General features: G+C 72.2%; 21 protein-coding genes. 14 read left to right on the plus strand and 7 right to left on the minus strand.

What is annotated here, in order from left to right; all coding sequences use genetic code 11:
* Positions 1-23: 23 nt before the first annotated feature.
* The 3 genes from OG736_RS25185 to OG736_RS25195 form a co-directional block, all read right to left on the minus strand.
* A complete protein-coding gene (locus OG736_RS25185; RefSeq protein ID WP_327184448.1) occupies positions 24-209 on the minus strand; it encodes a hypothetical protein in 186 nt (61 codons plus the stop codon).
* The gene (locus OG736_RS25190; RefSeq protein WP_327184449.1) at positions 206-982 is read right to left on the minus strand and encodes an SDR family NAD(P)-dependent oxidoreductase; all 777 of its coding nucleotides are present in this window, start codon (positions 980-982) and stop codon (positions 206-208) included. The genes OG736_RS25185 and OG736_RS25190 overlap by 4 nt, the downstream gene beginning before the upstream one ends.
* Before the next feature lie 63 nt (positions 983-1,045).
* Positions 1,046-1,384, minus strand: coding sequence for a YnfA family protein (locus OG736_RS25195; protein WP_054238640.1), 339 nt, complete (start codon positions 1,382-1,384; stop codon positions 1,046-1,048).
* Positions 1,385-1,520: 136 nt separating this feature from the next.
* Here OG736_RS25195 and OG736_RS25200 point away from each other — a divergent pair, with 136 nt between their 5' ends.
* The 4 genes from OG736_RS25200 to OG736_RS25215 all read left to right on the plus strand — a co-directional run bounded on the left by OG736_RS25200 (position 1,521) and on the right by OG736_RS25215 (position 4,329).
* Entirely contained in the window at positions 1,521-2,003 is a 483-nt protein-coding gene (locus OG736_RS25200; RefSeq protein WP_327184450.1) for a hypothetical protein, read from the plus strand.
* Positions 2,004-2,071: 68 nt separating this feature from the next.
* Complete coding sequence (locus tag OG736_RS25205; RefSeq protein WP_327184451.1) at positions 2,072-2,545, plus strand: MarR family winged helix-turn-helix transcriptional regulator; 474 nt, start codon at positions 2,072-2,074, stop codon at positions 2,543-2,545.
* A gap of 6 nt (positions 2,546-2,551) precedes the next feature.
* A complete protein-coding gene (locus tag OG736_RS25210) occupies positions 2,552-3,586 on the plus strand; it encodes a permease (RefSeq protein ID WP_327184452.1) in 1,035 nt (344 codons plus the stop codon).
* The gene (locus OG736_RS25215) at positions 3,583-4,329 is read left to right on the plus strand and encodes a TIGR03943 family putative permease subunit (protein WP_327184453.1); all 747 of its coding nucleotides are present in this window, start codon (positions 3,583-3,585) and stop codon (positions 4,327-4,329) included. Before OG736_RS25210 ends, OG736_RS25215 begins: the two co-directional genes overlap by 4 nt.
* A gap of 47 nt (positions 4,330-4,376) precedes the next feature.
* Here OG736_RS25215 and OG736_RS25220 read toward each other — a convergent pair whose 3' ends face one another.
* Complete coding sequence (locus OG736_RS25220) at positions 4,377-4,784, minus strand: winged helix-turn-helix transcriptional regulator (protein WP_020130063.1); 408 nt, start codon at positions 4,782-4,784, stop codon at positions 4,377-4,379.
* 134 nt (positions 4,785-4,918) lie between these two features.
* Between OG736_RS25220 and OG736_RS25225 the strand changes: the two genes are divergently transcribed.
* The gene (locus OG736_RS25225; RefSeq protein ID WP_327184454.1) at positions 4,919-5,800 is read left to right on the plus strand and encodes an NADP-dependent oxidoreductase; all 882 of its coding nucleotides are present in this window, start codon (positions 4,919-4,921) and stop codon (positions 5,798-5,800) included.
* Between the two features lie 263 nt (positions 5,801-6,063).
* Here the strand turns inward: OG736_RS25225 and OG736_RS25230 are convergent, their stop codons facing one another.
* Positions 6,064-6,861, minus strand: a complete 798-nt coding sequence (locus OG736_RS25230; RefSeq protein WP_327184455.1) for a DUF6597 domain-containing transcriptional factor — start codon at positions 6,859-6,861, stop codon at positions 6,064-6,066.
* Between the two features lie 139 nt (positions 6,862-7,000).
* On the opposite strand from OG736_RS25230, the gene OG736_RS25235 reads away from it, so the two are divergent.
* The 4 genes from OG736_RS25235 (at position 7,001) to OG736_RS25250 (ending at position 11,199) form a co-directional block, all read left to right on the plus strand.
* On the plus strand, positions 7,001-8,119 hold the full coding sequence (locus OG736_RS25235) for an LLM class flavin-dependent oxidoreductase (protein WP_327184456.1): 1,119 nt from the start codon (positions 7,001-7,003) through the stop codon (positions 8,117-8,119).
* The gene (locus OG736_RS25240) at positions 8,116-8,772 is read left to right on the plus strand and encodes a CE1759 family FMN reductase (protein ID WP_327184457.1); all 657 of its coding nucleotides are present in this window, start codon (positions 8,116-8,118) and stop codon (positions 8,770-8,772) included. Before OG736_RS25235 ends, OG736_RS25240 begins: the two co-directional genes overlap by 4 nt.
* 220 nt (positions 8,773-8,992) lie before the next feature.
* Positions 8,993-9,706, plus strand: coding sequence for a response regulator transcription factor (locus OG736_RS25245; protein ID WP_327187706.1), 714 nt, complete (start codon positions 8,993-8,995; stop codon positions 9,704-9,706).
* A 50-nt stretch (positions 9,707-9,756) separates the two neighbouring features.
* Positions 9,757-11,199, plus strand: coding sequence for a sensor histidine kinase (locus tag OG736_RS25250; protein ID WP_327184458.1), 1,443 nt, complete (start codon positions 9,757-9,759; stop codon positions 11,197-11,199).
* A gap of 83 nt (positions 11,200-11,282) precedes the next feature.
* Here the strand turns inward: OG736_RS25250 and OG736_RS25255 are convergent, their stop codons facing one another.
* Together OG736_RS25255 and OG736_RS25260 are read right to left on the minus strand one after the other, a co-directional pair.
* Positions 11,283-11,666 carry a hypothetical protein gene (locus OG736_RS25255; RefSeq protein ID WP_327184459.1) on the minus strand — a complete coding sequence of 128 codons (384 nt, stop codon included), beginning with the start codon at positions 11,664-11,666 and terminating at the stop codon, positions 11,283-11,285.
* 195 nt (positions 11,667-11,861) lie between these two features.
* Positions 11,862-12,473 carry a response regulator transcription factor gene (locus tag OG736_RS25260; RefSeq protein ID WP_327184460.1) on the minus strand — a complete coding sequence of 204 codons (612 nt, stop codon included), beginning with the start codon at positions 12,471-12,473 and terminating at the stop codon, positions 11,862-11,864.
* A 250-nt stretch (positions 12,474-12,723) separates the two neighbouring features.
* Between OG736_RS25260 and OG736_RS25265 the strand changes: the two genes are divergently transcribed.
* The 5 genes from OG736_RS25265 to OG736_RS25285 all read left to right on the plus strand — a co-directional run bounded on the left by OG736_RS25265 (position 12,724) and on the right by OG736_RS25285 (position 18,267).
* Positions 12,724-13,452: a hypothetical protein gene (locus OG736_RS25265; RefSeq protein WP_327184461.1), complete on the plus strand. Its 729-nt coding sequence runs from the start codon at positions 12,724-12,726 to the stop codon at positions 13,450-13,452.
* Between the two features lie 163 nt (positions 13,453-13,615).
* Positions 13,616-14,311 carry a sigma-70 family RNA polymerase sigma factor gene (locus OG736_RS25270; RefSeq protein WP_442817073.1) on the plus strand — a complete coding sequence of 232 codons (696 nt, stop codon included), beginning with the start codon at positions 13,616-13,618 and terminating at the stop codon, positions 14,309-14,311.
* 197 nt (positions 14,312-14,508) lie between these two features.
* Positions 14,509-15,900 carry an MFS transporter gene (locus OG736_RS25275; protein WP_327184463.1) on the plus strand — a complete coding sequence of 464 codons (1,392 nt, stop codon included), beginning with the start codon at positions 14,509-14,511 and terminating at the stop codon, positions 15,898-15,900.
* Positions 15,897-17,318 (plus strand): alpha/beta hydrolase family protein, encoded by a 1,422-nt coding sequence (locus OG736_RS25280; RefSeq protein WP_327184464.1) that lies wholly within the window; start codon positions 15,897-15,899, stop codon positions 17,316-17,318. The genes OG736_RS25275 and OG736_RS25280 overlap by 4 nt, the downstream gene beginning before the upstream one ends.
* Before the next feature lie 103 nt (positions 17,319-17,421).
* The gene (locus OG736_RS25285; protein ID WP_327187707.1) at positions 17,422-18,267 is read left to right on the plus strand and encodes a PaaX family transcriptional regulator; all 846 of its coding nucleotides are present in this window, start codon (positions 17,422-17,424) and stop codon (positions 18,265-18,267) included.
* Positions 18,268-18,280 lie beyond the last annotated feature (13 nt).

Here is an 18,280-nt window from a genome sequence, read left to right on the forward strand (position 1 = left end):
GAAACCCTATGGCGCGGCGGCCGTCACTTCGCGTGGCGCACCGCGTAGATCATCACGAACGCCACGATGTGGATGCCGAAGAGGAAGTAGGCCAGGAAGACCCACATGTGGCGCTCGTTCTTCGTCTCCTGGGCGAGGCGGCGCTGTTCCAGTGAGCGCTGTTCCCGTGCGTCCGGGTCCTGGCCCGCGGTCCCCTCCTCGGCCGTCACAGCTCCCGGTGGACCTTCGTGTTGGACGCCTGGGCGCGGGGGCGCAGGACGAGGAGGTCGACGTTGACGTGGCTGGGGCGGGTGACCGCCCAGGTGATCGTCTCGGCCACGTCGGAGGCGGTGAGGGGTTCGGCGACGCCCTCGTAGACCTTGGCGGCCCGGTCCGCGTCGCCGCCGAAGCGGGTGAGGGCGAACTCGTCGGTCCTGACCATGCCGGGGGCGATCTCGATGACGCGGACCGGCAGGCCGACGATCTCCAGGCGGAGGGTCTCGGCGAGCACGTGGGCGCCGTGCTTGGCGGCGACATAGCCGCCGCCGCCCTCGTACGTCCCGTGACCGGCGGTCGAGGACACCACCACGACCGTTCCGTCGCCGCTCGCCACCAGCTTGGGGAGCAGGGCCTGGGTGACGTTGAGGGTGCCGAGGACGTTCGTCTCGTACATCGTGCGCCAGTCGGCCGGGTCGCCGGTGGCGACGGGGTCGGCGCCGAGCGCGCCGCCCGCGTTGTTGACGAGGACGCCGATCGTCTTGAAGGCGCCGGCGAACTCGTCGACCGCCGCGCGGTCCGTGACGTCCAGCGGGTAGGCCGTCGCGGAGCCGCCCGTCCGCGTGATCTCCTCGGCCAGCGCCTCGATGCGGTCCTTGCGGCGGGCGGTCAGGACGACCCGGTAGCCGGCCGCGGCGAGCTGCCGGGCGGTGGCGGCGCCGATTCCGCTGCTCGCACCGGTGACGACGGCGATGCGGGAGGCGGCGGACGGTGCGGCGGTGGCCATAGGTTGCTCCTCGTACACGGGGGTGTTCGTTCATACGACCGGCTGCCGCCCAGGGTATCGGGGTCAGCCGCCGTTCCTCGGGGCCCACATGATCACGGCCATGCCGGCGAGGCAGACCAGGGCACCGGTCACGTCCCAGCGGTCGGGGCGATAGCCGTCGGCGACCGCGCCCCAGAGCAGCGAGCCGGCCACGAAGATGCCGCCGTACGCGGCGAGGACGCGGCCGAAGTGGGCATCGGGCTGGAAGGTGGCGACGAAGCCGTACGCGCCGAGGGCGAGGACACCGCCGGCCGCCCACAGCCAGCCCCGGTGCTCGCGTACGCCCTGCCAGACCAGCCAGGCGCCGCCGATCTCGAAGAGCGCGGCGACGACGAACAGGGCGGCGGACCGGAGGACGAACATGTCGGCAGCTTGGCACGGCCGGGCGCTGTCACCTGTTGGAGGGCGCCTGCCGGGCGCCGGGCGTGGGATACATCCCCTTCGTACCCGGCCCTTCGTACCCGGGCGGTTTCCGATCGAGGAATCGAGGAGTGGTGGCATGCGCTGGATGCGAGGTCTCACGGTGTGGGCTGCGGTGCTGGCGGTGGGGGTGGGGGTCGCGCCCGCGCGGGCGGCCGGGACGGTGGGGGAGGCGACCGAGGCGGACCTGGCGTACCACGGCTCCGCCGTCATGGGCGCCGGCCGGGTCGACGTCGTGCTGACCCCGCGCAACCACGGTCCGGAGGACGTCTCCGACTCGACCGTGCGGTTTCGCTGGTCGGTGCCGTTGGTGGCCGGGGCGCAGCGGCTGCCGGCCGGTTGCGCGCGGACGGGCCGCCAGGAGGTGGTGTGCCGGACGGGGGCGCTGGCCGCGGACGGACCGGGGGAGCGGATCGCGTTGCGGGTGTGGCTGCGGGGGCGGCCGACGGAGGTGACGATGGCCGTCGACACGCTGTGGGGCGGTGGGGCGGTGGACCGCAACCGGTCCAACGACCGGCAGCAGGTGCTGGTCCTGGACACCGGGGACGCCTACTTCTTCTGACGGTCGAGGGAGCGGAGCGTCGTACGATCTGCGGACGGCGCTGACGGCGGTGCCGACGAAGGGGTGCGATGTCCGGGAACGTGCGCTCGCGGCTGCTGGACGAGCTGTCCGTGGTGTCGCGTCGGTACGTGGCCGCGTACGCGCTGTTCAACCAGGCTCTGGCCGACCGTCTCGGGCTGCATCCCACGGATCTTCAGTGTCTGAACCTGCTGATGCTGGAGCGGGAGCCGGTGACGACGGGCCGGGTCGCCGAGCTGACGGGGCTGACCACCGGGTCGGCGACGCGGCTGGTGGACCGGTTGGAGAAGACGGGTTACGTCGTCCGGGAGCGGGACGCGGCCGACCGGAGGCGGGTCCTCGTGGTGACGGTGCCGGAGCGGCTCGCGGAGTTCAGGCGGATGTGGGAGCGGCTGGGCGGCGACTGGATGCCGCTCTTCGAGGACCTGGAGGACGGCGAACTCGCGGTGATCGTGCGGCACATGCGGCGCACGGTGGAGTTCGGCGCGGTCCAGGTCGCACGGTTGCGGGAAGGCCGGGTCTAGGGCGGGATGCAGGAGACGGACATACGGCCGTCCGCGGCGGCGGCCGAGGGAGTGCGGGCGGCGCAGGCCCGCCCGGCGGGTGCGCTGCCGCGGCACTGGCCGCTGTTGCTGCTGGGCGCGGCGGTGGTGCCGGGTGTGCTGCTGGTGCTCGTCGGGCGGTCGTTGGACCAGCCGGCGATGCAGGCGTGGCGGACGGTGTGTCTGGCCGTGACCGTGCAGGCGCTGCCGTTCCTGCTGCTGGGCACGGCTCTGTCGGGGGCGATCGACGCGTTCGTGCCGGCCCGGGTCTTCAGCCGGCTGCTGCCGAAGCGGGCCGCGCTGGCGGTGCCGGTCGCGGGGATGGCGGGTGTGGTGCTGCCGGGGTGCGAGTGCGCGTCGGTGCCGGTGGCGAGCAGTCTGATCGGGCGGGGGGTCACCCCGGCCGCCGCGTTCGCGTTCCTGCTGTCGGCGCCCGCCGTGAACCCGGTGGTGCTGACCGCCACGGCCGTCGCCTTTCCGGGCAGTCCGGAGATGGTGCTGGCCCGGCTGCTCGCCTCGCTGGTCACCGCCGCCGCGATGGGCTGGCTGTGGCTCTGGCTGGGGCGCGAGGAGTGGTTGAAGCCCACCGTCGTCCGGCACACCGGGCATGTTCCGGGGCGCAGCCGGTTCACGGAGTTCCGGCGTGGTTTCCAGCACGACTTCCTGCACGCGGGGGGCTTCCTGGTGGTGGGGGCGATGGCGGCGGCGACCTTCAACGTGGCGGTGCCGCGCACGCTGCTCGACACCTTCGCGGGTTCGCCGTGGCTGTCGGTGCTGTTCCTGGCGGCGCTGGCGATCGTGCTGGCCGTGTGCAGCGAGGCGGACGCGTTCGTGGCGGCCTCGCTGAGCGGGTTCTCGCCGGTCGCGCGGCTGGCGTTCATGGTGGTGGGGCCGATGGTCGACCTGAAGTTGATCGCGCTTCAGGCGGGCACGTTCGGGCGGGCCTTCGCGGTGCGGTTCTCAGCGGCCACGGCGGTGGTGGCCGTGGTGTGCAGCGCGGTGATCGGAGGGGTGCTGCTGTGAGGCGGTTCGTGCAGGTGGGGCTGCTGGTACTGGGTGGGCTGGGGTTGTTGCACACCTCGCTGTTCACGGACGAATACCTGCGGTACGTCAAGGAGGGGATGCGGCCGCTGCTGGTCGCCTCCGGGGTGCTGCTGCTGGTGCTGGGAGTGGCGGAGGCGTGGGCCGCCCCGCCGACGGAGGAGCACGGCGAGCCGGGGCACGGGCAGGAGGGGCACGGGCACGATCACTCCCGTGTTCCGCGGGTCGCCTGGCTGCTGTTCCTGCCCGTGCTGAGCCTGCTCTTCTACGCGCCTCCCGCGCTCGGCTCCTACACGGCCTCGCGGGAGCCGACGAAGGCCGTCGCCGTGCAGGACGACGCTTTCGATCCGCTGCCCGCGACCTCCCCGCTGCCGATCACGCTCACCGACTTCACCCAGCGGGTGCAGCAGGACCGGTCGCGGGCCATCCGGGGCCGCGCGGTCGTGATGACCGGGTTCGTCAGCCCGGCCCCGGGGGAGCAGGACGGCTGGTACCTGACCCGGATCATCGTGAACTGCTGTGCGGCGGACGCGTCGTCCGTGAAGGTGCTGGTCCGGGGGATCGCGGCGCCGAAGGCCGACACCTGGGTGAACGTCACCGGGACCTGGCAGGGGAGCGGCACGCTGGGCACGTCGTCGGCGGCGGTCGCGTTGGACGCGCGGGGCGTGCAGAAGGTGCGCAAGCCGTCGAACGCGTACATGGACGCGCTGCCGCTCACCTCCTGAACGGCACTGAGGGCACTGAGGCGCTGAGCGGTACCGCTCGGTACCGCTCAGACGTCGGTGCCATCCGCGTCGTAGCGTCGGCGGGCCGCCTGGACCTCGTCGAAGTGGATCTCCGCCCAGTCCTTCACGGCCGTCAGCAGCAGCGCGAGGTTGCTGCCGAGGGGGGTCAGCTCGTAGTCGACGCGGACGGGGACGGACGGGGTGACCGTGCGGGTCAGGATGCCGTCGCGTTCCAGGGTGCGCAGGGTCTGGGTCAGCATCTTGGGGCTCACGCCGGCGATCCTGCGGGCCAGGTCGCTGTAGCGCTGGGGGCCGGGGGCGAGGGCCGAGACGACCAGGCTGACCCACTTGTCACTGAGGCGGTCCAGGAGCTGGTTGGTCGGGCAGCTGCGAAGGAAGGCGTCGTACTCGCTGCGGGCCTGCTCGCGCCGCTGGGCGGCGGTCGTGGTGGCCATGGTGACTCTCCTCCTGGTGACGTAGGCACCCTCAGGTAACTACTTCCCCCTGGATAGTAACTCTTCCTAGGGTTGTGACAGCAAGAGGGAAGCGGGAGATGCCCGCAAGTACCCGCCTATCCAGGGGAGTTGTCATGCGTGCAGCAGTGGTGCGGACGTTCGGCGGGCCCGAGGCCGTCGAGCTCGTGGACGCGGAGCTGCCGGAGCCGGCCGCCCGTCAGGTGCGGATCAAGGTGGCGGCGGCCGCGCTGAACCCGGTGGACGCCGGGGTGCGCTCCGGGGTCTTCGGCGGCGCGGGCAAGCAGGTCGGACTCGGCTGGGACGTCGCCGGGACCGTGGACGCGGTGGGGGTGGCCGCCGCCTGGAACGTGGGGGAGGAGGTCGTGGCGCTCGACTACGGGATGGTCAAGCCGCTGGGTGCCCACGCGGAGTACGTCGTCGTCGACGCGGACGCGGTGGCACTCGCGCCGGCTTCCGTGGACGCGGTGCACGCGGCGACGCTGCCGCTGAACGCGCTGACCGCTGCGCAGGCGCTGGAGCTGCTGGCCCTGTCGCCGGGGGATTCGTTGCTGGTCACGGGCGGTGCGGGAGCGGTCGGCGGCTATGCCGTCCAGCTGGCCGCGCGGCGCGGCGTGACGGTCGCCGCGCTGGCTCGGGCGCAGGACGAGGAGTTCGTCCGGTCGCTGGGGGGCACGCGCTTCCCGGGCGGCGAGGGGAGTTTCGACGCGGTGCTGGACGCGGCGGTGCTGGGTGCCGAGGCGCTCGCCCTGGTGCGGGACGGGGGCGCGTACGTGGGGGTGATTCCGCAGGCGCAGCCCGCGCCGGAGCGGGGGGTGCGGACCGACGCCGTCGAGGTGAGCGCGGACGGGGCCCGGCTGGCGGAGCTGGTGCGGTCGGTGGACGCGGGCGAGCTGACCCTCCGGGTGGCGGACACGTTCGCACTGGAGGACGCCGCGAAGGCACACGCACGACTGGCGGAGGGCGGGGTCCGGGGGCGACTGGTGCTGGTGCCTTAGGCGGGAGCCGGGAGCCGGGAGCCGGGGGCTGAGGGCCGGGGGCCGCTGGACCGCCGGGGCCGGGCGGAGTCGGGTGCGGCACGTGGGGGAGCCGATCTGCGGTCGGGTTGCGGGGGCAGGCCCTGCGTGGCCGGGCGGAGTCGGCTGTGGCACGTGGGGGGAGCTGTACGTGCGTCCGGGCGGTGGGGCTCAGCCCGGGCGCAGTGGCCTGGCCGCGTCCGCGTCCGTGCGGTGGAGCCGTGTGTGGCTCGGTTCGGGGCCGCTCATGGGCCGCGATGCCTGGCGTAGGTGGCAGGGGGGATTCCGACCGTCGTGGTGAAGTCGCGGACCAGGTGGGCCTGGTCCGCGTAGCCCAGGTCCGCGGCCAGGGCTGCCCAGTCCACCGTCCTCTCGGCCTCCGCCCGTTCCAGGGCCTCGTGGATGCGGTAGCGCAGGATCACCCATTTGGGGCCCACGCCGACGTACGCGGCGAACAGGCGCTGGACCAGACGTACCGACAGTCCCTCGTCGTTCGCGAGGTCCGCCACCCTGCGGATCGCGCGGTCGGTGCGGATGCGGTCGACGAGCGTCATCGCGAGGTCGGCCTGGGGGTCCGGGCGGGGGACGCGGGCCGCCAGGAGATGTGCGTCGAGGGCCGCCACCCGGGCCTCCTCGTCGGCCGGCTCCAGGACCGGGGCCGGGTCGATGCCGGTGAGGTGGACCCGGCGGCCCGTCCAGTGGGAGACCGGGTGCTCGGGGGCGAAGGGGCGGAAGCCGCCCGGGCGGAACTTGACGCCGCACACCCGCCCCCGGCCCTCCAGTTTCTGGCTGAACAGGCCCTGCTGGACGCCGGCGATCTCGACGAAGGGTTCCTGCCCCTCGAACCGCTGGAAGACGAGGTGGACCGCGGGGTGCGGGACCACGTGGGAGACGTACGGCTCGGTCAGGTCCCAGTCGATCAGCCAGTAGTGCTCGATGTAGGGGCGCAGGGGCGGGGCCGGCTCGGGGCGGCGGAAGCGCACGCGTGCGAGGAAGTCCGCCGCGTCGACGATGCCTCGGGTGTCACGGCGTGGGGTGGCCATGTCCGGATCGTAGGACGGCCCACTGACAGCGCCACCGACAGCGCCACCGGCACCCGTGCCGGTCGGCGGAATAGTGGGGACGAGGGAGGTGTTCGGCAGGTATAGTTTAACGGTCAACAACTTTGGAGGTTGAGCGACCATGCAGTTCGGGATCTTCAGCGTCGGCGATGTCACGCCGGACCCCACCACGGGCCGTACGCCGACCGAGCGCGAGCGGATCAAGGCCATGGTCGCCATCGCGCAGAAGGCCGAGGAGGTCGGCCTCGACGTCTTCGCCACCGGTGAGCACCACAACCCCCCGTTCGTGCCCTCGTCGCCGACGACGATGCTCGGCTACATAGCCGCGCGGACGGAGAAGCTGGTCCTCTCCACCTCCACCACCCTCATCACCACCAACGACCCGGTGAAGATCGCCGAGGACTTCGCGATGCTCCAGCATCTGGCCGACGGGCGCGTCGACCTCATGATGGGGCGCGGGAACACCGGCCCGGTCTACCCCTGGTTCGGCCAGGACATCCGGCAGGGCATCAACCTCGCCATCGAGAACTACGCCCTGCTGCGCCGGCTGTGGCGCGAGGACGTCGTCGACTGGGAGGGCAAGTTCCGCACCGCCCTCCAGGGCTTCACCTCCACGCCCCGCCCGCTGGACGACGTGCCGCCGTTCGTCTGGCACGGCTCCATCCGCTCGCCCGAGATCGCCGAGCAGGCCGCGTTCTACGGCGACGGCTTCTTCCACAACAACATCTTCTGGCCGGCCGACCACACCAAGCAGATGGTCGAGCTGTACCGCGCCCGGTACGCGCACTACGGACACGGCACGCCCGAGCAGGCCATCGTGGGGCTCGGCGGGCAGGTCTTCATGCGGAAGAACTCGCAGGACGCGGTGCGCGAGTTCCGGCCGTACTTCGACAACGCGCCGGTCTACGGTCACGGGCCGTCCCTGGAGGACTTCACCGACCAGACCCCGCTGACCGTCGGCACGCCGGAGCAGGTCATCGAGAAGACGCTCAAGTTCCGCGAGTACGCCGGCGACTACCAGCGCCAGCTGTTCCTGCTGGACCACGCGGGGCTGCCGCTGAAGACCGTGCTCGAGCAGCTCGACCTGCTCGGCGAGGAGGTCGTGCCGGTGCTGCGCAAGGAGTTCGCCGTCGGACGGCCGGCCGACGTGCCGGACGCGCCGACCCACGAGTCGCTGCTCGAGGCGGCCCAGGCCGGCAAGGCCGTCCAGGCCACCCAGGAAGGGGTGAACGTCGCATGAGGCTCGTCGTCGTCTCGGCGGGGCTGAGCGTCCCGTCGTCGACCCGGCTGCTGGCCGACCGGCTGTCGGCCGCGACCGCCGGGCGGACCTCTCCGGAGGCGGACGTGGAGGTGGAGGTCGTGGAGCTGCGCGACCTCGCCGTCGAGATCGCCCACAACTTCACCAACGGCTTCCCCGGACGGAATCTGGCGGCCGCGCTGGCGGCGGTGACGGCGGCGGACGGGCTGATCGTCGTCACCCCCGTGTTCTCCGCGTCCTACAGCGGCCTGTTCAAGTCGTTCTTCGACGTGATCGACCCGGACGCGCTGGCGGGCAAGCCGGTACTGATCGCCGCCACGGGCGGCTCCGCGCGCCACTCGCTGGTACTCGAGCACGCCCTGCGGCCGCTCTTCTCGTACCTGCGCGCCGTGGTCGTCCCGACCGCCGTCTACGCCGCCTCGGAGGACTGGGGCGCGGAGGGCCTGCCCGAGCGGATCGAGCGGGCTGCGGCCGAGCTGGCGACGCTGATGACGGGCCTGTCCGCACCGTCCACGCCGTCCGCACCGGTGCAGGACGAGAGGGACAAGAAGGCCGAGAAAACAGACAGGACCGAGAAGAGCGGGTTCACGGTGGTCCCGTTCGCCGACCAGCTGGCGGCCCTGGCCGCCCGGTGACCGGTCACCGGTGACCTCCTGAGCGCCGGACGGGGAGATCCGGTCCGTCCGGCGATTGAGGACGAGGCCGGTCAGGCCGATGCGGGGGTCCGGGGGGCGACAGCCCCCGGGTACGCCCACCCGGTCGGACGGTGAGAGCCCAGTAAGAAGGGTGATCGTAGGACCGTCCCCACCGCCCAACCGCCGGAGGCCTTGGCAGACTGGCATGGTGCCTCCCACCGTGCTGCTCGCCGAAGACGACCGTGCCATCCGCAACGCCCTGGAACGCGCCCTGGCCCTGGAGGGCTACCGGGTGACCGCGGTCGCCGACGGGGTCGAAGCGCTGGCGCACGCCCACAAGAACCCGCCGGACGTGCTCGTCCTCGACGTGATGATGCCCGGCATCGACGGCCTCCAGGTCTGCCGGGTGCTGCGCGCCGAGGGCGACCGCACGCCGATCCTGATGCTGACCGCGCTGGTGGAGACCGCGGACCGGATCGCCGGTCTGGACGCGGGCGCCGACGACTACGTCGTGAAGCCGTTCGACGTCGAGGAGGTCTTCGCCCGGCTGCGGGCACTGCTGCGCCGCACCAACCCCGATGCCGCCCCCGAGGCCGCCGTGCCGGTACCCGAAGCCCCGAAGCGGGGTACGGAGCGGCATGTGGAGGCGGCCGGGCTGCGGATGGACCCGCAGGCGCGGCGCGCGTGGCGGGGCGGGCGCGAGCTGGAGCTGACCCGGACCGAGTTCGAGCTGCTGGAACTGCTGGCGCGCAACGCCGGGATCGTCCTGGACCACTCCACGATCTACGACCGTATCTGGGGCTACGACTTCGGTCCCGGCTCCAAGAACCTCGCCGTCTACGTCGGCTATCTGCGCCGCAAGCTCGACCAGCCCGGTGCCCCGCAGCTGATCCACACCGTGCGCGGGGTGGGTTACGTGCTGCGGGAAGACTGAGTGACGAGGTCGAGCGGGGAGACGAGGGCGACAGTGAGACGAGGACGCGAGTGAGCCGTCTGCGTCGGTTGCTGTCCCGGCCGAGACCGAAGCTGGTGTCGCTGCGGACCACCTTCGCGGTGTCCTTCGCGGCCGTGACGGCCGCGGTCACCGTGCTCGTCGGCGTCCTGTCGTACTCGGCGGCCGCCCGGCTGGTCCGGGTGGACCAGGAGTCGGTGTTCGACGAGGTCGTGCAGGACCTGCGGGACGAGGTGCGCGACCACCGGATGGCGCCGGAGGACTTCTCCTCGTCCGCGCCGGGACACGACATCGTGCGGCCGGCCCGTACGGACGTACAGGTGCTGGGCGCGGACGGCTCGGTCGTGGACAGCGGCAGCCCCGGACTGCCCGTCCGGCCCGCCGACCGCACGATCGCGGCGGCCGCGGCCGCCGGGCGGATCACCGAGCACAAGGACGTCGACGTCGGCAGCGACGTCTACCGCATCGCGACCGTCTCCCTGGGCGGCGGCCGGGGCGCGGTGCAGGTGGCGCAGGAGTTCAGCGACACCGAGGACCTGCTGCGGGCCCTCCAGCAGCGCACCCTGATCCTGATGATCGCGGTGGTGACCGCCGCGGGGCTGTTCGGCTGGTGGCTGGCCCGGCGCATCACCCACCGCCTGGTGATCCTCACCACCGCCGCCGAGGACGTCGCCCGCACCCGCCGGCTCGGCGTGCAGGTGCCGGTCACCGGCCACGACGAGGTGGGCCGGCTGGGCCGCGCCTTCGACCGCATGCTCGGCCGGCTCGCCCAGTCGGAGGAGGACCAGCGGCGGCTGGTCCAGGACGCGGGGCACGAACTGCGCACGCCACTGACGTCACTGCGTACGAACATCTCGCTGCTGCGCCGCATCGACGAACTGCCGCCGGACACCCGTGACGAACTGGTGGCGGATCTGACCCAGGAGGCCCGGGAACTGACCGACCTGGTCAACGAGCTCGTCGACCTCGCGGCCGGCCAGTCCGACACCGAGCCGCCGCGGCGGCTGGACCTCGCCGACATCGCGGAGGAGATCGCGGGCCTCGCCCGGCGCCGCACCGGACGGCCGGTCCTGATCCGGACGAGCGGTGACACCACCCTCTACGGCCGGCCGGCGATGCTCCAGCGGGCGGTGTCCAACCTCGTGGAGAACGCGACCAAGTTCGACCGCGAGGGCGCGGCGCCCGTCGAGATCGCCGTCACCGGACCGTCCCGGCCGGGGGTCGTCCGCGTCGAGGTCCTCGACCGCGGCCCCGGCATCGCCGAGGCCGATCTGACCCGCGTGTTCGACCGCTTCTACCGTGCCGCCGACGCCCGCTCCCTGCCGGGCTCGGGTCTTGGCCTGTCGATCGTGCGCGAGGTGGCCCTGGCACACGGGGGCGCACCCTTCGCCTTCCGGCGGGCGGGGGGCGGCTCGGTGATCGGGTTCACGGTGGGGGGCGGTCTGCCGGACGGGCCGGGCGAGGACGGAGGCTGAGGCCCACCTCGTGGCCACGGGCACCCCGGCGCACGTCGGCCGGGCCTCGGGGGGCGAGGCCCGGCCGAGAGAGTGCGGCAGGACTACGGAGGCGAGAGGTTGATCTTCTGGGTCGTCGAACCCACGGTGGGCGGGCGCTTGATCGTGAAGTTCTTCTTGTAGGTGTCGTCTTCGCAGCTCACGGTGGCCGTTGCCTTGGTGCCGGCCCCCTTGTCGATCTTCTTGAAGGTGACCGAGTAGGTGCTCGAGTCCTCGACGTCCGCACTGTCGTCGGTGCGCGTCTCCTGACCCGCGACCACCTTTACTTCGACTGGCGAGTTTCCGTTGTCGCAGTCGGCGACCTTTCCGGTGACCAACACGGTTCCGCTGTTCGGGTCAGCTCCTGCCTGACCCGCCGTGGCGAGTGCAGCGCTGCCCGCTAGCGGGAATATCGCTGCGACGGCGAGAACTTTGAAGCGCTTGCGCATAACTTCTCCTAGCTCGTCAGCTCGTCCTGCGAAAGGCTTCCGAGAAACACGGTTCATCGACGCCTGCTCGCTGTCCCGACTGACGCGGTGAAGTGATCCTCTCCCAAGATCGGGCTTCCTTCGTCGCAGGTCAAGGGCAGTAACTACCCACGGCGCGCGGGGTAGGACTACCCACGGCGGATCCCACGGACGGCTCTATTCCAGGCCGGTGAGACCGTGTTCCACGGCGATTCGGGTCAGATCGGGACGGCGTCGGGAGCCCGTTTTCTCGCCGATCCGGTCGAGGTGCGAATGGACGGTGTGTTTGCTGATGCCCAATGCGGCGGCGATTTCGTGGTCCGTTGAACCATTCGCGAGCAGGCGCAGGATTTCCTGCTCCCGGTCCGTGAAATGCGGGGACAGCCCCACCAGACGGCTGGCGGGTGCGGAGACATAGCTACGGCCCGAGCCCACGGTCCGGATCGCCGTCAGTACTTCGTGCGCCTCCGCCTGCCGGCTCAGATAGCCGCTGGCTCCCGCCCGGATCACCTGGACGGCGTCGATCTGCGGAGAGGACGACACGACCAGGACGGCATGTCCTCGCCTGTGCAGCTTCGTCACGGCCGCGGTGAGTCTCGGGGCGGGCTGCTGGAGGTCCATCAGGACGACCTGCGCGCCGCGCAGGCTGCCGTCCGCGCTCTCGATCGACGGTGCGGCCGCGACCAGGTGGAGGTCGGGAGCGGAGCTGATCAGGTTCGAGATGCCGTGCCGGAAGACGGGGCAGTCCCCGATGACCGCGATCCGCACGCGCTCGGCGCAACCGCTCACCGGTACCTCCGCTGCTCGATGGACATGGCACGACAGACACGCCCCGTCCCAGAGTCGGCGGGGCGGGCGCCTCCTGCGCGGTGGACTAGACCCTTCGGGGGAACCACGCGCCGTGGTCGGCAGGGTGAGCCGAGGGGAGGCGAGGGGAGGTGGGGTGAGGTAGGTCATATGCGGCGGATTGAGTTCCGGACGGGGGTGAATTCCGTACCCCCGTACGACGGGCGGTGTCCGAATGCGAGGATGAGGCGCCATGACTGCTGGGTGGTGTACTCGCACGCTACGGGCCGCGCTGTTCGCGGCTGTCTGCGTGCTGCTCGCCGCCCTGGGCCACGTGATGATGTCCGGGGCCGAGGTGCCCGTGTGGGCGCTGGCCGCGGGCGTGGCCGTCACCGGGATCGCGGGCTGGTGCCTGGCGGGCCGGGAGCGCGGGCTGCCGCTGATCGTGACGGTCGTGGTCGCCGCCCAGACGGCCCTGCACTCGGCGTTCTCGCTGGCAGGGCCGGAGTCCGGTGCCGCGGCGTCCGCGGGCATGGGCGCCATGGACATGGGCTCGACGCACATGGACTCCCTGCACATGGACTCCATGGACATGGGCCACATGGACATGGGCTACATGGATCACGTGAGTCATATCGGCCACATGAGCCATGTGAGTCACATGGGCCACATGAGTCACCTGGGGGAGGGCGTCGGGGAGGTCGGTTCCTCCTCGTTCGGCATGCTCGCCGCCCACCTGCTCGCCGCGCTGCTGTGCGGGCTGTGGCTGGCGCACGGCGAGAAGGCCGCGTTCCGGATTCTGCGGGCCGTGGCCGGACGGCTGGCCGCGCCACTGCGGCTGCTGCTCGCCGTGCCCGTCACGCCGGACCGGCCACGGGTCCGGTTCCGCCGCCGCCGCTCGGCACGAGCGCCCCGGCTGCTCCTTCTCACCCACGCGATCACCACTCGGGGTCCGCCCCTGGGGACCGCTGCCGCCGTCTGACATCTGACGTCTGACATCTGACGTTTGGCGTCCGACGTCTGACTTTCGACGTCCGACGACAGGCCGGCAGCAGGCGACCCGGGGCTGCCCCTGCGCGCCCCGGGCCACGGCCGTACGCCCGTGCAGACGGGCGCGGGGCCGTCTCACCCTCATGCCCTCGTGGATGATCCGAGAAGGACACCAGGTGATCACGTCTGCCGTGAAGGCAACCCAGGCAACCCGAACAACCCCGGCACCTCAGGCAACCCGTGCCTCCCATGGCTCCTGTGCCCCCCATGCGTCGCAGGCCGCACTCGACGAGTCGATCACCGCGTGGGCGCTCGCCGCCCGGGCCGGTGACGCGGACGCGGTCGAGCGCTTCGTACGCGCTCTGCACCGCGACGTCCTGCGCTACGTCTCCCACCTGTGCGCCGATCCCCAGGCGGTCGACGACCTCGCCCAGGACACCTTCCTGCGCGCCCTCGGCAGCCTGCACCGGTTCGAGGGCCGTTCCTCGGCCCGTTCCTGGCTGCTGTCCATCGCCCGCCGGGCGGTGATCGACAGCTATCGGTACGCCGCCACCCGGCCCCGGCTGTCCGACGTACCGGACTGGCAGCTGGCCGCCGAGCGCTCTCAGCCGCGCGACCTGCCGGGCTTCGACGACGGCGTCGTCCTGCTGGACCTGCTGGCCTCGCTCCCGGCCGAGCGGCGGGAGGCGTTCGTCCTCACGCAGCTCGCCGGGCTGCCCTACGCGGAGGCGGCGGAGGCGAGCGGCTGTCCGGTGGGCACCGTGCGTTCGCGCGTGGCACGGGCTCGGGCGACCCTGGCGGACCTGCTGGAGGAGGAGCCGGCGGCCGAACCCGCCACGCTCGCGGCCTGACCCGCACGGCCCGCAAGGGCCGCACGGCTATGCGTGCCGTGCGGCCCGTACAAGCTCCGCCATGACCCGGGCGGGTCACCGTGCTCCGCTGGAGACGGGGACCCGCACCCTGGGCCAATGTTGTGCACTTTATTGACGGCGGTCATTTGAAGGCCTAACTTCACGGTGTGTCCTTCCCCCGGTCTAGGGAGACCGCGATGCCCCCGTCCCCCGTCGCATCACCGTCACCGTCACCGTCCCCGTCCCCGTCCAAGTCCACGACCGCCGAACGAACCCGGCAGCTGCGCGTGGTCGCCGCCTCCGGACTGCTCGGCACCGCCGTGGAGTTCTACGACTTCCTCGTCTACGGAACCGTCGCCGCCCTCGTCTTCGGCGAGCTGTTCTTCCCCGGCGCCGACCCCGCCGTCGGGACCATCGCCGCGTTCGGCACCTTCGCCGCCGGCTATGTCGCCCGCCCGCTCGGCGGCATCCTCTTCGGGCACTTCGGCGACCGGCTCGGCCGCAAGTCGATGCTGCTGCTCACCATGGGCCTGATGGGTGGCGCGAGTTTCCTCGTCGGACTGCTGCCCACGTACGACACGATCGGCGTGTGGGCGCCGGTGCTGCTGATCACCCTGCGGGTCGTGCAGGGCCTCGCCATCGGCGGTGAGTGGGGCGGCGCCACGCTCATGGTCGTCGAGCACGCGGGCGAGCGGCGGCGCGGACTGTGGTCCAGCTTCACGCAGATGGGGGCCCCGCTCGGCTCCCTGCTCTCCACCGCCGTCGTCGCACTCGTCGTCACCCTCCCCAAGGACGAGTTCGCGGCCTGGGGCTGGCGGGTGCCGTTCCTGCTGAGCGTGGTGCTGCTCGGCGTCGGGCTCTTCGTCCGCCTCAAGGTCGTCGAGAGCCCGCTGTTCGCCGAGGTGAAGAAGGACCGCGCCGAGTCGCGGCTGCCCATCCTCGACGTGCTGCGGCGACCGCGCCCGGTCCTGCTGGCCTGCTGTGTCGGCATCGGCGCCTTCACCGCCCAGTCGCTGCTCACCAGCTATCTGATCGCGTACGCCACCGGCATCGGCTACGCCCGCCCGCAGGTGCTCACCGCGCTCACGGTGTCCGCCGCCGTCGCCCTCGTCGTGCTGCCCTGCGCCTCCGCGCTCTCCGACCGGGTCGGCCGCCGTCCGGTCGTCCTCGCCGGGGCGCTCGCCTCGGCGGCACTGGCCTTCCCCGTCCTCGCGCTGGTCGACTCCGGGTCGCCCGGACTGCTGATCCTCGCCGTCGTCCTCGGTCACGGCATCGCCCAGTCCACGATGTACGGCCCGCTGGGCGCTTTGCTCACCGAGATGTTCGGCACCCGGGTCCGCTACACCGGCGCCTCCCTCGGCTACCAGGGCGCCACCCTCATCGGCGCCGGCTTCTCCCCGATGATCGCCGGCAGCCTGGTGGCGGGAAGCGGCAACAGCACCCCCGTCTCCCTGCTGCTCTGCGGCGGCGCCGCGATCACGGCCGTGACCGTCCTCTTCGTGCGCGAGACCAGTCGGACGTCCCTCTCCGACACCGCGGACCCCGCCGAAGGCTCCGACGCCCCCCACACGCAGGAGATCTCCGCATGACGCCTCCCACCCGCACCCCCACCTCCACCCCCGTCCCCGCCCGGTCCCGGCCGCGCACCGCCTGGGCGGCTGCCGTCCTGCTCGCCGTCACCGCCCTTCCGGCCTCGACGGCGGCAGCCGCGGCGGACACGAGCCATGTCGAGGGCCGACTCCCCTCCGGCGCCGCGTACATGATGGACGTGCCCGCCGCCTGGAACGGAACCGTGCTGCTCTTCAGCCACGGCTACACGTCCGGCCCCGCCAACCCCGCGCAGGACGCCCCGGACGACGCCACGAAGACCCTCCTCCTCGAGAAGGGCTACGCGCTCGTCGGCTCCTCGTACGCCACGACGGGCTGGGCGGTGACGGACGCGGTGCCCGACCAGCTCGCCGCGCTCGCCGCCTTCACCGACCGCTTCGGCGCGGCCGGCCGGACGATCGCCTGGGGACGGTCGTACGGCGGGCTCGTCACCACGGCCATCGCCGAACGCCACCCGGACCGCATCGACGGCTCCGTCGCGCTGTGCGGACTGGTCCAGGGCGGTGTCGCCAACTGGAACAACACCCTCGACCCGGCCTTCGCCGTCAAGACCCTCCTCGCGCCCGGCTCCGACGTCCCGCTGGTGGACCTCGCGGACCAGACGGCCGCCACCGAGGCGGCGAACACCCTGACGGCCGCGGTCGACTCGGCGCAGACGACGGCCGCCGGCCGGGCCCGGATCGCCCTCGCCGCCGCCCTGCACAACATCCCGGTCTGGAACCAGCCGACGCAGCCCCGGCCCGCCGCGACGGACTGGGACGCGCAGCAGGCCAACCAGTACGACGCCGTCAAGGGGCTGCTGAAGATCGCCGCCTTCAACCGGCGGCAGGAGGCCGAGGTCAGGGCCGGCGGCAACATGTCCTGGAACACCGGCGTCGACTACGCCAAGCTGCTCGGCCGGTCCTCCGTCCGCAAGGAGGTCACCGAGCTGTACAGGAAGGCCGGGCTGTCCCTGACGGCCGACCTGGCCGCCCTGAACCGGGCCCCGCGCATCGCCGCCGACCCGGCCGCGGCGGCATGGATGAGCGGCACCAGCTCCTTCACCGGCAAGCTCACCAAGCCGCAGCTCTCCGTCCACACCATCGGTGACGCCCTCGTCCCGGTCCAGACCGAGAGCGCCCTGCGCCGGGCCGTGACCGCCGCCGGGTCCTCGGCCCTGCTGCGGCAGGCGTACGTCGACAACGCGGGCCACTGCACCTTCAGCCCCGCCGAGCAGCTCGCCGCCCTGCACGCCCTGGAGGACCGCCTCTCCACCGGGCACTGGCGAGGCACCGACCCGGCCGCCCTCAACTCCCGTGCCACGGCGGCCGATCCGACGACCCCCACCCGCTACGTCGCGTACCGCCCCACGCCCTACCTGCGCCCGTACGACCTCGCCCCCCCGGCCGACCGCCGATAGCCCCCGCGACCGCCCGCCGCACCCTCCGGCGGGCGGTCGTACCCTTTCCTCCGTGGAGGACGACGACATCCCGGACACCATGCAGCACGACATGCCACACGACATGCCACACGATGTGCCGGACACCTCGGACGGCGGCGCCCCACAGCTGCGCCCGCAGTCGCTCATGCTCGCCTTCTTCGGCAACCACGTCCTGGAAGAGGGCGACCTGTGCGTCTACTCGGGCAGCATCATCGACGTACTCGGCCGCGTCGGCGTCGGTGAACAGGCCGTACGGTCCACGCTGACCCGCATGGTCAGCCGGGGCCTGCTGCGGCGGCAGCGGGAGGGCCGCAAGATGTACTTCGGCCTCACCGAGCAGGCGACCCGCGTACTGCGGGACGGCCGCACCCGTATCTGGCGCGAGGGCGCGGTCAACGACGACTGGGACGGCGACTGGACGCTGCTCGGCTTCTCGCTCCCCGAGTCCCGCCAGCGCGAGCGCCACGACCTGCGCTCACGGCTCGCCTGGTCCGGGTTCGGCGCGCTGTACAGCGGGCTGTGGATCGCGCCGGGGAAGGTCGACGTCGCCTCCGTCGTCGCCGAACTCGGCCTCACCGCCCACGTCAAGATCTTCCACGCCTCCGCCGACGAGGCCACCGACATCGGCCTCATGATCCGCGACACCTGGGACCTGGAGAGCGTCGCCGCCCGCTATGTCTCCTTCGACAAGCGCTGGACGGCCCACCTGAACGCGGGACCGGGCGAGGACCCGATCGGCACCCGCCTGCGCCTGGTCAGCGAATGGCTCTGGACGATCCGCACCGACCCCCGGCTCCCGTCCCGCCACCTTCCCCCGGACTGGCCGGCCCGCCCCGCCCAGGACACCTTCCGCCAGGTGGCCCAACAGACCGAAACCCCGGCCCACCACGAGGCCCGCCACCTTTTGCAGACAACCGCCCTACGCTGACCGGCCGTTGAGC

The organism is Streptomyces sp. NBC_01334, assembly GCF_035983595.1.
Classification (GTDB): Bacteria; Actinomycetota; Actinomycetes; order Streptomycetales; family Streptomycetaceae; genus Streptomyces; species Streptomyces coriariae.

What these genes read in the sequence shown, in the direction of transcription:
- OG736_RS25285 (WP_327187707.1), top strand. Translation starts at nt 17,422, where the DNA reads ATGCCACACGATGTGCCGGACACCTCGGACGGCGGCGCCCCACAGCTG.
- OG736_RS25220 (WP_020130063.1), bottom strand. Translation starts at nt 4,784, where the DNA reads ATGGCCACCACGACCGCCGCCCAGCGGCGCGAGCAGGCCCGCAGCGAG.
- OG736_RS25210 (WP_327184452.1), top strand. Translation starts at nt 2,552, where the DNA reads ATGCAGGAGACGGACATACGGCCGTCCGCGGCGGCGGCCGAGGGAGTG.
- OG736_RS25195 (WP_054238640.1), bottom strand. Translation starts at nt 1,384, where the DNA reads ATGTTCGTCCTCCGGTCCGCCGCCCTGTTCGTCGTCGCCGCGCTCTTC.
- OG736_RS25275 (WP_327184463.1), top strand. Translation starts at nt 14,509, where the DNA reads ATGCCCCCGTCCCCCGTCGCATCACCGTCACCGTCACCGTCCCCGTCC.
- OG736_RS25270 (WP_442817073.1), top strand. Translation starts at nt 13,616, where the DNA reads ATGATCCGAGAAGGACACCAGGTGATCACGTCTGCCGTGAAGGCAACC.
- OG736_RS25225 (WP_327184454.1), top strand. Translation starts at nt 4,919, where the DNA reads ATGCGTGCAGCAGTGGTGCGGACGTTCGGCGGGCCCGAGGCCGTCGAG.
- OG736_RS25255 (WP_327184459.1), bottom strand. Translation starts at nt 11,666, where the DNA reads ATGCGCAAGCGCTTCAAAGTTCTCGCCGTCGCAGCGATATTCCCGCTA.
- OG736_RS25230 (WP_327184455.1), bottom strand. Translation starts at nt 6,861, where the DNA reads ATGGCCACCCCACGCCGTGACACCCGAGGCATCGTCGACGCGGCGGAC.
- OG736_RS25190 (WP_327184449.1), bottom strand. Translation starts at nt 982, where the DNA reads ATGGCCACCGCCGCACCGTCCGCCGCCTCCCGCATCGCCGTCGTCACC.
- OG736_RS25265 (WP_327184461.1), top strand. Translation starts at nt 12,724, where the DNA reads ATGACTGCTGGGTGGTGTACTCGCACGCTACGGGCCGCGCTGTTCGCG.
- OG736_RS25240 (WP_327184457.1), top strand. Translation starts at nt 8,116, where the DNA reads ATGAGGCTCGTCGTCGTCTCGGCGGGGCTGAGCGTCCCGTCGTCGACC.
- OG736_RS25235 (WP_327184456.1), top strand. Translation starts at nt 7,001, where the DNA reads ATGCAGTTCGGGATCTTCAGCGTCGGCGATGTCACGCCGGACCCCACC.
- OG736_RS25280 (WP_327184464.1), top strand. Translation starts at nt 15,897, where the DNA reads ATGACGCCTCCCACCCGCACCCCCACCTCCACCCCCGTCCCCGCCCGG.
- OG736_RS25205 (WP_327184451.1), top strand. Translation starts at nt 2,072, where the DNA reads ATGTCCGGGAACGTGCGCTCGCGGCTGCTGGACGAGCTGTCCGTGGTG.
- OG736_RS25200 (WP_327184450.1), top strand. Translation starts at nt 1,521, where the DNA reads ATGCGCTGGATGCGAGGTCTCACGGTGTGGGCTGCGGTGCTGGCGGTG.